Here is an 11,429-nt window from a genome sequence, read left to right on the forward strand (position 1 = left end):
GTATAGGTATGGTAAACACAATTAATATCGGGCAGGGAAATGCAGCCGCAGCATTTACGATAGATGTATCTAACAAGGCTTTAACTCTAGGAAGTGCTATTAATTTGAATAATACTAAATCCGTATTTGGTTTAACTACTAGCAAAAATCAACAAGTTACCTTTATGAATAGTGTCGATGGTTTTGCCGGTGAAGGCGGTAGCGTCAATTTAAGTAGTACTTCTAGTACTATACCTAATAACAATGTGTTAACTTTGCAGGGTAATTTGGGTAATGAAACTCTTGGCACAAAGCAAATCCCCTTGCTGTTATAAATGTTAGTGGTAATGTCGGCGTTGTTGGTACTAATGCTACGTTAGGTACAAATGGACTTGATGTGAGTAATACTGCAGTGCTTAATATTGCTGTTGGCGGGGTTTTTGCCGATGCATCACTTACCTCGGCTAAGATTGCCAAAATTAATATCGGTGAGGTTAATGCTGGACCGGCCGTTTATGCCTTTGATGCATTAAACGGTGATTTTCCATTAGATGCACCAGGTGTTACATTCGTGAATCCCGCATCTGTTTTAAAGTTAATGACTACCGTAGCTAGCGGCAAGAACAGTACTATATAGCTAACAGGTAATATAGAGCCAGTTGTTCCAAATACCGGTGTAGTTGAGATAAATGCAAGAAATGCTAATACCAAGTTAACAATAGATGGTACAGCTAATTAAGTATGCTATCGGAACAAAAGCAAATCTGCTGAGTAAAGTACAACTTACAGGGCACGGAATACTGGTAATAACTGCTCTTAATACCCCAAATATCGACGTATCCGTTGCAAAAGTTGCTATAGGACCAGTTTGGATCAAATGTTTTTTCTCCACTCCTTCCGGTTCTATTAATAGCGAGCTTGGAGCTGTAAAGATGACGGTAATATGAATTTCCAAAATAATGCCGGTACCGCAATATTTGCTAGTGATATAGCAAATAATATAACATCAGCTGTTACCGGTAATATAACAAGTACCGGAGGTACTAACGGTACTATAGTACAGTTGACGGTAACGGAAACTCAACGAATACAATTATGAACCTTGCAATGTTAAAAGCGGGTGCTGACAACAGTACCGTTACGATTAACGCCGGCGGTAATATGTCAATTGCTGAAATCCAAGGAACCGGCACGGGTAATATAGTGTTTACTCAAGCAACTAATTTAACCGGTGGTATTAACATCACAGGTGGTAAAGCTGTGGATTTAATGTTTACCGGTCCAAGCAGTGTTAGTGGAGCTATAGGTAGCAGTACTTCAAAAGTTGGTGATATAACTATTAGCGGTGATGTATTAAATTGTACCGGAGGTATTATAATGCAGGATATGTAATATTAATAAATGGTGGCGACATAAAATTTAAGGGGACAACTAATAGTTTAGATATTTCTGAAGGATCAAGCTTTTCTCCTTTTGCTTTAGCTATAAATCCTGAGGGGAGCGTGGTAATTTTTGATGAATCTACCGCTATTACTTATTCCGATAGTATAGGTACTAAAGGAATGGTCGATATAGTTCAAATAGATGGGGGTGATGTTACAATTCAAGGTACCGTGAAAACAGGCTCGATTTCATTTACTACTGCTCGGTCTGCAACTTTAAGCCTTAATAATACTAAGTATAATAAATGGATCAATTACGACCACAGGTAATAAAATCCATACTCTTGCAATATCAAATGATTTAACAACTGGAGCTAGCGGTGTAGTGGTTCGGTAGGTTCAGACTCAAATCACCTTAAAACCGTTCAGTTCAACGGTGTAGACAGTAAAATCACAATCGATAGCGAAGATTTTTACTCGAGTATAACAACCAAGACTAATAATCAAGGTACGGCAATATTTAACGCTAATAATGGTTTTACTGATGATTTAGGCGGTGAGAATTTAAACATTAAACTAGTTCAGTAGTAATAAAGGCACGGTAAAAGGGGATACCTATGCTAAAGATATTACTATTGATGCCGGTAAATCAGCGGTATTTACCGGTTATAACAGTAGAAGTTTAGACATTCCGTCAGTCACGGTCTGCGGTGTTAAAGTGCCAAGAGCAACAACAAAATTTAATTACAAAATCGTTTCAGAGAACTTCAAAAAAGGGAGCAGCAGCAACTCTTCAGCGTAATACATTAATGCTGCACTTGTACAAGCACCGATTAACGGCGGTAGTCATAAATTCGATGATGATGTATGGTCACAAAAAGCGGTAACAGGTACTAATGCTATTACTTTTGCACCGAAGAAAAGCGCTTTTATTGTATTGGATTTAGGAGCAAATACTATAGTTGCCGATCAAGCAACAATGATGTTTACCTGTGATAATACTAGCGTAAATGTCAGGGGCAATATCTCAGGAAGTAATATAACTTTCGATCTTGGTAATAATAAAGTTATTTATACAGGCTCTGCTACTCCTACTGGTGAGCTTATTATAAATGTCTTCTATGATACTATAAGCAGGGCAAACAGGCAACGCTAATAGCGGTAATATAGTACTCGCAAGCGGTAGTACCTTTGATTTATCAAATGTTTCTTCAATTAAAGTATTTTTAACTGCACAAAATAATCCGTTTGCTATTGGGGAGGGTAGTGCTTATCCTATCATCACCACGGTAGGAGGTAATATCATAGTCGGTAATGCTGCAAGCTTACCTTTAATGTAACCGCTAATGAAGGTGGTTTTGTCAGATGGCAAATTACAAGTAATTCCTTTGTACTTTTACCGATAGAACTAACAGGAGATGTAACAATAGATAATATCATCAAAATTTTAATAAATACTCCTGTCGGTAATGTTATAGTAAATACCCCTGTAGGGCAAAGACGAGAAGTAGTTGAACATCTATTACCTATACTATAATTCAAAGACCTTCAAATGAAATACGTAGAATAACTACTCCGCTTATTACCCCAATGTGGTCCTTCCATCGGTCCGGGTGTTGGAGGTTTTAGCCCTCTATAGCCGCCACCAACTAGCGGTAGTGTAGTTAACAATATATATGTTCCGTCTACTACTCCGGGCGGCTACGACGTAACACCTAGCAATCAGGCAGGATATAATTAATACTCCGACTACTCCGGTTAACAGGCACAGGCGGATTTAGTCCTAACGGTCCGAATGCTTCGGTCGTAACGACTCCAACCTCAAACGTAGGCGCTAACCAGTTATCAACCGGAGGAGGCGGTAGTTTTGGAGGTACTACGGGCTATAACAGTCGGTCAACAGGTGGCTCAAGCTACAATAGTCCAGCTTCCGGTTCGGATGTATACAGTCCATCAACGGCTTCTAGTGGTCAGGGTGGTGCCGGTGGCTCAAGTTATAATAGTCCTGCTGCAACCGGTATTGCTCCTGCTAATAGCGGTAACTCTTTAGCACAAGGGAGCAGTTTTAGTTTGGGAGGTACAACTAAAGGTGGTGTAACCAACAGCGGAAGTAGTCCATACGGTAATAGCGGTAATCCTAAAGCAACAGGTGTTTCTCCCGCTAATAATAGTAACGGCATAGGAAGTAGTCCCGGTAGCGATATGTCTGCTATAGGTAGTAGCCAAGATAATTCTGCAGGTACACAAGTAGCGGTGGAAGCTCAGGTAGCGGAATAAGTCGTGCTAAAGCGAACGACGGCTTTAATGCTGCACAAGATAATACTAGTATCGGTAATCAAAAAGTAAGGGAGAGAATTAAGGCTCTTGAAGATGAAAATAACAACATGAATCCTGCAGCAGAAGATGCCACATCACGTAAGAGAGGTGCAGCTGTCGGAGGCGGTGATTGTGAACTTGAAAGTAAAGCTAATAATTTCATTTACGGGGTATGGGTTAGCCTATATTACGGTAAGGCAGTACAAAAAGCCTTTAACGGACTTAACTTAGCGGTTATAAAGCTAAATCTACCGGTGGCTCAATCGGGGTTGATACCGTTATAAACGATAATATAGTTCTTGGTGCTGCTTATACTAGAGTCGATACGAAGTTACGTTACCAAAATGCTAAAGCCGGCAATACTACTAAGGTCGGAACTAATATGGACTTCTATATACGGTTTATATAACTTTATAAATAACCTACTTATAGAAGGCGTAACCACCTATGCACGAAGTGATATTAAAACTAATGAACTACGTAATATTATAGGTGGTTATGAAACAGCACACGATAAGTATCATTCAACTTCTTATAGCGGTCAAGTAGTTGGGGGTTATAATTATCTATGGAAAGAAACTTCATTTGCACTGATGGCAGGAATCAGGCTTACTAAGATTAAAGATTCCAGTTATCAGGAATACGGTACTTCTTTCCAAAACCTAACTATTCAGAAACGTCAATATAACAAGGTTGAAGGTATGTATACTCGGCAGTGAAAATAACCTACTATAAGGATGAATTCATAATTAGACCGCAAATTCATGCCTTTATTAATTACGACTTCAAAGGTAAAACACCGGCAATCATTGCAGATCTTAACGGTCTTAATGAGCCTCTACCGGCATTTAAACCTACTAAAATGCTATATGATTTAGGGGCAGGTGCAGTAATTAAGAAGGGTAGAATGGGGTACGGAGTGCATTACAGTCTGAACTTAGCTAAAAAATACCATGCCCAGTCTGGTACGCTAAGACTTAAAGTAAACTTCTAAAATCCTTATTCTTAATTACACACGAATAGCGGATTACTATATAATCAGCTGTTTGCATAAAATTAAATAATAAGTTGAATTTGTATAAGGATTATTATATTAATATCTGTAATTATTTTTCGGGAACTGCGATAGTTTTTATGGTAATTGCATGTAGTTTTTTATTTAATATTTCAGACAGGGCGTTTTTTACTAATTTATGTTGATTAATTAAAGAAAGTCCATTAAATTGAATGTCTGATATTTCTAAGGCATAATGGTCTTGATCTCCTACTAAATCAGTAATTTTCATTGTACTGTTCGGAAATGATTCTTTAAGTATTTTTTCTAACTCTTCTACAGATATTGCCATTATTTTATCAGTATTAATTTAAGTATTAATTAAATTTTTTTTGCTTAAAGTAAAGCTTTATATGAATTTTTATTATAGAATTTTAAACATTCATTGATAAAATCGACTCTTATGCATATAATAATTAATATTATTATGTCATTTATTAATTATTATGAAAAAAGAAACTGAAGAATTAAAATTATTTATCTTAGAATGTTTAAGTAAGAAAAAAGCAGAAGATATTGAGGTAATTGATTTAACAGGAAAACATAAATTAGCCGATTATATTATATTTGCTAGCGGTCGTTCGACTAAAAATGTTGGAGCAATTGCTGAATATGTAGCTTTAGAATTAAAAAATAATGCTGGTATAAATAGTAATATTGAGGGGCTTGGTAAATCAGAATGGGTACTAATAGATGCAGGTACTATTTTAATTAATATTTTTTATCCTGAAGTACGGGAGCATTTTAAGTTAGAAGAAATTTGGAAAAGATGAACGATCATATTCTTATTAACGTTATAATTTTACTCGGTACTGCGGTTTTTATCGTGGCTATACTTAAGCGTCTTAGATTAAGTCCGGTACTTGGTTACTTAATTGCCGGAGCTGCAATAGGTGATCACGGTTTAAAAATCGTAACATATGACCAAACTAAGTTACTAGGTGAACTTGGTGTAGTATTTCTATTATTTGCGATAGGACTTGAGTTATCCTTCGAGCGATTAAAAGCTATGAGACGATATGTATTTGGTCTCGGTAGTTTGCAAGTTTTAACAACCGCTATAGTAATTGCCGGTGCAATGGTGCTTATAGACGGCAATAGTAGTGCGGCTATTATTACCGGCGGTGGTCTGGCCCTTTCATCTACGGCACTTGTTATGCAGGTTATTGAGGAAAATCGTAGTCAATCAACGCAAATAGGAAGAGTTTCTTTAGCTATTCTGTTACTACAAGATTTGGCCGTAGTGCCATTGCTTGTGATAGTTCCGTTACTTGCCGGTAACAATAAAGCCTCGCTTGCAGCGGCTCTTGGTATTGCACTCTTAAAAGCTGTAACGGCCTTACTTACAATATTTATTGTCGGTCGTGTTTTTCTTCGTCCTGTATTTTCATTCATTTCATCAGAAAGTAATAATGCAAGCGAGTTACCTATTTCGATGACTTTGTTAATAGTACTTTCTGCTGCTTGGGCTACCGAAACATTTGGTTTATCTTTAGCTCTAGGAGCATTTGTTGCCGGAGTATTAGTTGCGGAAACTGAATTTAGATTGCAGGCAGAGGAAAGTATTTATCCTTTCAAAAGTTTATTTTTAGGATTGTTTTTCATGACCGTGGGTATGAATATCGATGCCCTAGAAATGTATGAAAAAATATCTCATATTCTTACTTTATCTATTGCTTTAATAGGTATAAAAACCTTAATCATAACGGCTTTTTGTATTTTATTCGGTTTTAATAAAGGAGTTGCTTTTTATTCAGGCTTATTATTATCGCAAGGCGGAGAGTTTGGTTTTATATTATTCAGTTTAGGTAAAGATAGCGGAGTATTAGAAGAAAGTACTGCCGATATATTATTACTCGTAGTTACTTTTACTATGGCACTTACTCCATTACTCGCAGCTTTAGGGCAAAAGATTGCCGAGAAAGTTGATAAAGGACTTGGTAAAACTCCGACTCAAATGATTGAGCTTGGAGCAAGAGATTTAACAAACCATATTATTATTGCCGGACTCGGTAATACCGGTAAAATGGTAGCAAGAGTTTTGGAAGCGGAAGGTATAAGTTATGTAATACTTGATTTAGATGATGATAGAGTAAAAGAAGAGCTATCAAACGGTTTGCCGGTTTTTAAAGGTGATGTATCGCAAGCCGATACTCTAAAGGCATTAGGTACGGAAAGAGCATTCGCTATAATACTTACTATGAATAATCAAGTAACTATCAAGAAATCGCTTAAAACAATTAGCGGTAATTATCAGGATATACCGGTTGTCGTTAAGTTAAAAAATTTAAAAAATGCTAGAGAGTTTTATGATTTAGGTGCCACAACTATTATTCCGGAAAGTTATGAGACTGGATTACAAATAGGTGGAACAGTCCTAAAAAATATAGGTATTAGCGAGCAGGAAATTAATAGAATAAAAGTACAATTTAGGCTCGGTAATTATATAATAGCAAAAAAAGAGGATGCTTTATCTGAAGCGGAAGATAATGATTAAAATTCTTATTACTTTAATTATTGTAATATTATCAACAACAATTAATGCCGATAATAAAAAATTGCCTATTCCGAGATTTGTTTCAATAAAATCTAATGAAGTAAATGCAAGGAGCGGACCAACTACTAAATCTGCCGTAGAATGGGTTTTTGTTAAAAAAGGCGAACCGGTAGAAATAACTGCAGAGTACAAGCAATGGCGACAAGTACGTGACATTAACGGTGAAGGCGGTTGGATACATTCAAGCGTTTTATCAGCTAAAAGATCAGTAGTTATTACTTCTGATAAGGAAATAGAACTTACCAAATCCGCAGACCCTAAAAGCCGAGTTATAGCAAAATTAATGCCAAAAGTTCGTTGTAGTTTAAAAAAATGTAAAGAACAATTCTGCCAAATTACATGTAAGGATTACACAGGTTGGATTTCCAAGAAAGTAATTTGGGGAGTGTATGATGATAATGATAGGTATTAATAGGCTAACCTATCTTATAAAGAGGAACTTGAAGGGAACACGGAACACAGCACTGCAGCGTACATAAAAGTACGTGAGGATGCGAGTACCGGATTGACGTACAAATTACCTTTAGAAGGAGGTTATGCAAGAAGCCTAGTACCGATAATAAATTGTAAAAGTAATTTACTGCTTGAAGTTAATTTGCTATATATAAAAACTTACCAAAGATATAATTATTTATGCAAAGATATTTAGACGGTACAAATGATGTCGCATTTAAAAAATTATTTAGCGATAAATTATAATAAATTTATTGAACTCTCTTCTTAGGTTATCGAAAGGAGATAGAATCATAGATTTAAGCTATATAACTACTGAACAGTTACCTTTATTTCTTGAAGGGCGAAGAAGTTTGTTTGATCTAAAAGTTAAAGATGAAACCGGTAGATGGTATATAATCGAGATACAGCGTAAAACGGAGAAAGATTATCTTAATAGAACGCAGCTTTACGGTTGTTATACCTATGTTAGTCAAATTAAGAAGGGTATGAAACATAAGGATTTATTGCCGGTAGTAATAATTTCTATCATAGGAGCAAAAGCTTTGCCTGATGAATTGCCGTATATTAGCTATCATCATATAAAAGAAAGCAATACCCATAAACAATATTTGTTTTCATTAACTTATGTATTTATTGAATTAGGGAAGTTTAAAAAAAATGATCTTAAAGATGATACCGATGAATGGTTGCATTTATTAAAATATGCTTCGCAAGAACAAGAACCGCCAAAAGAGATTAAAAATGAAATTGTGTTATCGGCATATGCAAGTTTAGAGCAATATAAATGGACAGAACAGGAGCATGATGATTATTTTAGAGCTGAAATGGCTATACAATAAGAAATAAACAAATTTGAAGAAAAGTTTAATGTCGGGATGGAGAAGGGCATAGAGAAAGAGAAAATTGAAACTGCCCAAAGAAATGCTAATAGAGAACGAATCTACAGAGAAAATAGCACGATATACTAAACTTACAATAGAAGAAATAAAAAAGCTAAAAGCAGAAAAAATATAAAGTATAGATATTTAAATGAAAACCACCTTACCCGAACGTTCTCTTAAAATTAGAGCAAGGCTTAATTTTATAGTGCAGCATATTTTAGATATTGCGCAGGAAAAATCGCTATGATTATCTTGTATGGCTCTTTTGCTAGAGGCGATTGGGTACGTGATCTACCTCACGGCTATCATAGCGATACTGATATTTTGATAATTCTGAAAAAAGGTAAATATAAAGGATACACTGCTTTAAGATTAAAATATAATTATATATATAAGATTAGAAAAAACAGTAATAATAAACCCTAAGCAAATTATTCCGTATGATTCAAGAATATCGATAATTCTAGAGTCAATAGAGGAAATAAATAGGCAGTTAGAAAAAGGACGTTATTTTTATACCGATATAAAAAAAGAAGGTATTCTTTTATATGATAGCAGTGAATTTATACTTAGCGAGGCTAAAGATTTACCTTGGAGCGAGATGAAAGACATCGCTAAAGATTATTATGAATATTGGTTTGGTAGAGGTAAAGGTTTTTTAAAATGGGCGACTACTTATTTAAAAGATTTAGAGTATGCTTTATCAGCCTTTGCCCTTCTCATCAAGCTACGGAAAGTCTTTACAGTACTATTTTATTAGTTTTCTCAAACTACAAACCTAAATTACATAATTTACAAGAATTAGGTAGGATGGCAGGAAATTATGACAATGAATTATGGAGTGTATTTCTTCAATTAACCGAAGAACAAAAAAAGTGTTTTGAGCTTCTTGAAAAAGCTTATGTTGATGCAAGATATGATAAAAACTATAAAATTACTAAAGAACAGCTGCTTTGTCTTATTGAAAGAATAGAAAAATTAAAAGAAATCACCGAAAGAATCTGCACAGCAAGAATTAATCAGTAAGGATTGAGCGTCATTCCTAACTCAGCATTACCTGCGTGGACACCTAATCGTCATTGCAAGCGACTGCAAGGAGCGTGGCAATCTAGCAAAAATAATAAAAACCTAAATATTAGTATTTTTAACTGGATTGCTTCGTCAAAACTTGCAGTTTTTCCTCGCAATGATGGGGGCTTTAAAGATATCTATAGTTATTGAGCAATGCCCGTCAAGGTTTTAGTTTAAAGATTGATAAAGTTAATTAAATATAGTATAATATAAAACTTTTTATATTATATTCGATGAACTGCAAAAATTGGTTGAGTCGTTCTACAAGAGCTTTGGTTCTCACGTATTACGTTATACGCAGCTCATCTTGCCTTGTGAACTCCTCGCTCTTTTTGAAGTTGATCTTCGTATACTAGGCTTTTAGTTTAAAGATATATATATATATAAAAAAAATTATGAGTAAGAAGCTTTATATTAAGACCTACGGATGTCAGATGAATGTTTATGACTCCATTAAGATGCAGGATTTGCTTTATCCCTTTGGCTATGAACCTACTGAAAATATTGAAGAAGCAGATGTTATTATTCTAAATACTTGTCATATCAGAGAGAAAGCAGCCGAGAAAACTTATTCTGAACTCGGTCGTATTAAGAAACTACAAGATACCAGAACAAAACAAGGTTTAAGTTCTGCAATAATAGTTGTAGCTGGTTGTGTTGCACAGGCGGAAGGGGAGGAGATTTTTACAAGAACTCCTTATGTTGATATTGTTGTCGGTCCGCAATCTTATTATAACCTACCGGAATTAATCTCAAAAGTCGTTAGACACGAAAAGCACTTAATCGATCTTGATTTTGTTGAAGAAGCAAAATTTGATCAGCTACCTGAGCAATTATATCCGCAAGGAACAAGTGCCTTTATATCGGTACAGGAAGGGTGCGATAAATTTTGTACTTTCTGCGTAGTACCTTATACTAGAGGTGCTGAATTTTCAAGAAATGTAGAGCAGGTTTACAGAGAAGCACTAAAAGTAGTTAGTAGCGGTGCTAAAGAGATTATGTTACTTGGACAAAATGTCAATGCATATCACGGTAAAGGTCCTGCAGATAAAATATTTAGTCTAGCCGATTTACTCAAGCATCTAGCACAAATTCCCAATTTAGAGAGATTACGTTATACTACCTCACACCCGATAGATATGAATGATGATCTAATAAAACTGCACGGCACCGAACCTAAATTAATGCCGTTTCTACATCTACCGGTGCAGTCAGGTTCAAATAAAATATTAAAAGCCATGAACCGCAAACATGATCGGGAATATTATTTTGATATAATTAATCGCTTAAGAGAAGCAAGGCCCGATATAGTTTTATCCTCTGATTTTATTGTCGGGTTTCCCGGTGAAACAGATGAAGATTTTGAGGATACGTTAGATTTGGTCCGCAGAGTAAAATATGGTCAGTGCTATTCGTTTAAATATAGCCCACGTCCCGGCACACCTGGTGCAACTAGAACCGACCAAATACCTGAACATATAAAATCAGAGAGATTAACTATATTACAACAAGAACTCATGGCTCAGCAACTAGCTTTTAATGCAAGTTGTGTTGGTAGTACTATGAAAGTTCTATTTGATCGCAATGGTAAATTCGACGACCAGATAATAGGTAAAACTCCATACATACAGTCCGTATATATCCAAAACCCTAATAAATCTTTACTTGGTAAAATCATTGATATAAAAATTACTGAGGCTTCACTTAATAGTTTAACCGGTGAAATATTATAA

The 11,429-nt window shown here is 35.5% G+C and carries 22 protein-coding genes and 1 pseudogene; 21 read left to right on the top strand and 2 right to left on the bottom strand.

Going from position 1 to position 11,429, the window contains the following annotated elements; genetic code table 11:
* Nucleotides 1-8 precede the first annotated feature (8 nt).
* The 7 genes from AB4K15_RS06150 to AB4K15_RS06180 all read left to right on the top strand — a co-directional run bounded on the left by AB4K15_RS06150 (nt 9) and on the right by AB4K15_RS06180 (nt 2,517).
* Nucleotides 9-314, top strand: coding sequence for a hypothetical protein (locus AB4K15_RS06150; RefSeq protein WP_500225760.1), 306 nt, complete (start codon nt 9-11; stop codon nt 312-314).
* A gap of 62 nt (nt 315-376) precedes the next feature.
* Nucleotides 377-616 (top strand): hypothetical protein, encoded by a 240-nt coding sequence (locus tag AB4K15_RS06155; RefSeq protein ID WP_500225290.1) that lies wholly within the window; start codon nt 377-379, stop codon nt 614-616.
* An 85-nt stretch (nt 617-701) separates the two neighbouring features.
* Nucleotides 702-926 (top strand): hypothetical protein, encoded by a 225-nt coding sequence (locus AB4K15_RS06160; RefSeq protein ID WP_500225291.1) that lies wholly within the window; start codon nt 702-704, stop codon nt 924-926.
* Nucleotides 923-1,078, top strand: a complete 156-nt coding sequence (locus AB4K15_RS06165; RefSeq protein WP_500225293.1) for a hypothetical protein — start codon at nt 923-925, stop codon at nt 1,076-1,078. The genes AB4K15_RS06160 and AB4K15_RS06165 overlap by 4 nt, the downstream gene beginning before the upstream one ends.
* An 8-nt stretch (nt 1,079-1,086) precedes the next feature.
* Nucleotides 1,087-1,371 carry a hypothetical protein gene (locus AB4K15_RS06170; protein ID WP_500225294.1) on the top strand — a complete coding sequence of 95 codons (285 nt, stop codon included), beginning with the start codon at nt 1,087-1,089 and terminating at the stop codon, nt 1,369-1,371.
* On the top strand, nt 1,338-1,691 hold the full coding sequence (locus AB4K15_RS06175; protein WP_500225295.1) for a hypothetical protein: 354 nt from the start codon (nt 1,338-1,340) through the stop codon (nt 1,689-1,691). Before AB4K15_RS06170 ends, AB4K15_RS06175 begins: the two co-directional genes overlap by 34 nt.
* Nucleotides 1,692-2,298: 607 nt before the next feature.
* Complete coding sequence (locus AB4K15_RS06180; RefSeq protein ID WP_500225298.1) at nt 2,299-2,517, top strand: hypothetical protein; 219 nt, start codon at nt 2,299-2,301, stop codon at nt 2,515-2,517.
* 146 nt (nt 2,518-2,663) lie between these two features.
* On the opposite strand, the gene AB4K15_RS06185 is transcribed toward AB4K15_RS06180, so the two are convergent.
* Nucleotides 2,664-2,903: a hypothetical protein gene (locus AB4K15_RS06185; protein WP_500225301.1), complete on the bottom strand. Its 240-nt coding sequence runs from the start codon at nt 2,901-2,903 to the stop codon at nt 2,664-2,666.
* A gap of 528 nt (nt 2,904-3,431) precedes the next feature.
* Here AB4K15_RS06185 and AB4K15_RS06190 point away from each other — a divergent pair.
* From AB4K15_RS06190 to AB4K15_RS06210, 5 genes are all read left to right on the top strand, one after another.
* Entirely contained in the window at nt 3,432-3,638 is a 207-nt protein-coding gene (locus AB4K15_RS06190; protein ID WP_500225303.1) for a hypothetical protein, read from the top strand.
* A 107-nt stretch (nt 3,639-3,745) separates the two neighbouring features.
* Nucleotides 3,746-3,961 carry a hypothetical protein gene (locus tag AB4K15_RS06195; protein ID WP_084698746.1) on the top strand — a complete coding sequence of 72 codons (216 nt, stop codon included), beginning with the start codon at nt 3,746-3,748 and terminating at the stop codon, nt 3,959-3,961.
* Nucleotides 3,940-4,086: a hypothetical protein gene (locus AB4K15_RS06200; RefSeq protein ID WP_500225372.1), complete on the top strand. Its 147-nt coding sequence runs from the start codon at nt 3,940-3,942 to the stop codon at nt 4,084-4,086. The genes AB4K15_RS06195 and AB4K15_RS06200 overlap by 22 nt, the downstream gene beginning before the upstream one ends.
* Nucleotides 4,022-4,396, top strand: a complete 375-nt coding sequence (locus AB4K15_RS06205; protein ID WP_500225305.1) for an autotransporter outer membrane beta-barrel domain-containing protein — start codon at nt 4,022-4,024, stop codon at nt 4,394-4,396. Before AB4K15_RS06200 ends, AB4K15_RS06205 begins: the two co-directional genes overlap by 65 nt.
* The gene (locus AB4K15_RS06210) at nt 4,393-4,671 is read left to right on the top strand and encodes an autotransporter outer membrane beta-barrel domain-containing protein (RefSeq protein WP_500225763.1); all 279 of its coding nucleotides are present in this window, start codon (nt 4,393-4,395) and stop codon (nt 4,669-4,671) included. The genes AB4K15_RS06205 and AB4K15_RS06210 overlap by 4 nt, the downstream gene beginning before the upstream one ends.
* Before the next feature lie 112 nt (nt 4,672-4,783).
* Here the strand turns inward: AB4K15_RS06210 and AB4K15_RS06215 are convergent, their stop codons facing one another.
* The gene (locus AB4K15_RS06215; protein ID WP_032073649.1) at nt 4,784-5,023 is read right to left on the bottom strand and encodes a BolA family protein; all 240 of its coding nucleotides are present in this window, start codon (nt 5,021-5,023) and stop codon (nt 4,784-4,786) included.
* Between the two features lie 154 nt (nt 5,024-5,177).
* On the opposite strand from AB4K15_RS06215, the gene rsfS reads away from it, so the two are divergent.
* From rsfS to miaB, 9 genes and pseudogenes are all read left to right on the top strand, one after another.
* Complete coding sequence (gene rsfS / locus AB4K15_RS06220; protein ID WP_032073648.1) at nt 5,178-5,504, top strand: ribosome silencing factor; 327 nt, start codon at nt 5,178-5,180, stop codon at nt 5,502-5,504.
* A complete protein-coding gene (locus AB4K15_RS06225; RefSeq protein WP_012736865.1) occupies nt 5,501-7,228 on the top strand; it encodes a monovalent cation:proton antiporter-2 (CPA2) family protein in 1,728 nt (575 codons plus the stop codon). The genes rsfS and AB4K15_RS06225 overlap by 4 nt, the downstream gene beginning before the upstream one ends.
* Nucleotides 7,221-7,700 carry an SH3 domain-containing protein gene (locus tag AB4K15_RS06230; protein ID WP_032073647.1) on the top strand — a complete coding sequence of 160 codons (480 nt, stop codon included), beginning with the start codon at nt 7,221-7,223 and terminating at the stop codon, nt 7,698-7,700. The genes AB4K15_RS06225 and AB4K15_RS06230 overlap by 8 nt, the downstream gene beginning before the upstream one ends.
* 6 nt (nt 7,701-7,706) lie before the next feature.
* Nucleotides 7,707-7,835, top strand: a pseudogene (locus AB4K15_RS06235) (palindromic element RPE1 domain-containing protein); the annotation flags it as partial.
* Nucleotides 7,836-7,995: 160 nt separating this feature from the next.
* Nucleotides 7,996-8,583, top strand: a complete 588-nt coding sequence (locus AB4K15_RS06240; protein WP_500225313.1) for an Rpn family recombination-promoting nuclease/putative transposase — start codon at nt 7,996-7,998, stop codon at nt 8,581-8,583.
* 285 nt (nt 8,584-8,868) lie between these two features.
* Nucleotides 8,869-9,051, top strand: coding sequence for a nucleotidyltransferase domain-containing protein (locus tag AB4K15_RS06245; protein WP_048751025.1), 183 nt, complete (start codon nt 8,869-8,871; stop codon nt 9,049-9,051).
* A 237-nt stretch (nt 9,052-9,288) separates the two neighbouring features.
* Nucleotides 9,289-9,651 (top strand): HEPN domain-containing protein, encoded by a 363-nt coding sequence (locus tag AB4K15_RS06250; RefSeq protein WP_500225318.1) that lies wholly within the window; start codon nt 9,289-9,291, stop codon nt 9,649-9,651.
* Between the two features lie 3 nt (nt 9,652-9,654).
* On the top strand, nt 9,655-9,846 hold the full coding sequence (locus AB4K15_RS06255) for a hypothetical protein (RefSeq protein ID WP_032073646.1): 192 nt from the start codon (nt 9,655-9,657) through the stop codon (nt 9,844-9,846).
* Between the two features lie 245 nt (nt 9,847-10,091).
* Complete coding sequence (gene miaB, locus AB4K15_RS06260) at nt 10,092-11,429, top strand: tRNA (N6-isopentenyl adenosine(37)-C2)-methylthiotransferase MiaB (RefSeq protein WP_032073645.1); 1,338 nt, start codon at nt 10,092-10,094, stop codon at nt 11,427-11,429.

It is taken from the genome of Rickettsia aeschlimannii (genome assembly GCF_047973405.1).
In the GTDB taxonomy this organism is placed as follows: Bacteria; Pseudomonadota; Alphaproteobacteria; order Rickettsiales; family Rickettsiaceae; genus Rickettsia; species Rickettsia rickettsii.

Excerpts from the sequence above, each read along its gene's own strand:
- AB4K15_RS06150 (WP_500225760.1), top strand. The coding sequence starts at position 9 with ATGGTAAACACAATTAATATCGGGCAGGGAAATGCAGCCGCAGCATTT.
- AB4K15_RS06160 (WP_500225291.1), top strand. The coding sequence starts at position 702 with ATGGTACAGCTAATTAAGTATGCTATCGGAACAAAAGCAAATCTGCTG.
- AB4K15_RS06165 (WP_500225293.1), top strand. The coding sequence starts at position 923 with ATGAATTTCCAAAATAATGCCGGTACCGCAATATTTGCTAGTGATATA.
- AB4K15_RS06170 (WP_500225294.1), top strand. The coding sequence starts at position 1,087 with ATGTTAAAAGCGGGTGCTGACAACAGTACCGTTACGATTAACGCCGGC.
- AB4K15_RS06195 (WP_084698746.1), top strand. The coding sequence starts at position 3,746 with ATGAATCCTGCAGCAGAAGATGCCACATCACGTAAGAGAGGTGCAGCT.
- AB4K15_RS06205 (WP_500225305.1), top strand. The coding sequence starts at position 4,022 with ATGCTAAAGCCGGCAATACTACTAAGGTCGGAACTAATATGGACTTCT.
- AB4K15_RS06215 (WP_032073649.1), bottom strand. The coding sequence starts at position 5,023 with ATGGCAATATCTGTAGAAGAGTTAGAAAAAATACTTAAAGAATCATTT.
- rsfS (WP_032073648.1), top strand. The coding sequence starts at position 5,178 with ATGAAAAAAGAAACTGAAGAATTAAAATTATTTATCTTAGAATGTTTA.
- AB4K15_RS06225 (WP_012736865.1), top strand. The coding sequence starts at position 5,501 with ATGAACGATCATATTCTTATTAACGTTATAATTTTACTCGGTACTGCG.
- AB4K15_RS06230 (WP_032073647.1), top strand. The coding sequence starts at position 7,221 with ATGATTAAAATTCTTATTACTTTAATTATTGTAATATTATCAACAACA.
- AB4K15_RS06245 (WP_048751025.1), top strand. The coding sequence starts at position 8,869 with ATGATTATCTTGTATGGCTCTTTTGCTAGAGGCGATTGGGTACGTGAT.
- AB4K15_RS06250 (WP_500225318.1), top strand. The coding sequence starts at position 9,289 with ATGGGCGACTACTTATTTAAAAGATTTAGAGTATGCTTTATCAGCCTT.
- miaB (WP_032073645.1), top strand. The coding sequence starts at position 10,092 with ATGAGTAAGAAGCTTTATATTAAGACCTACGGATGTCAGATGAATGTT.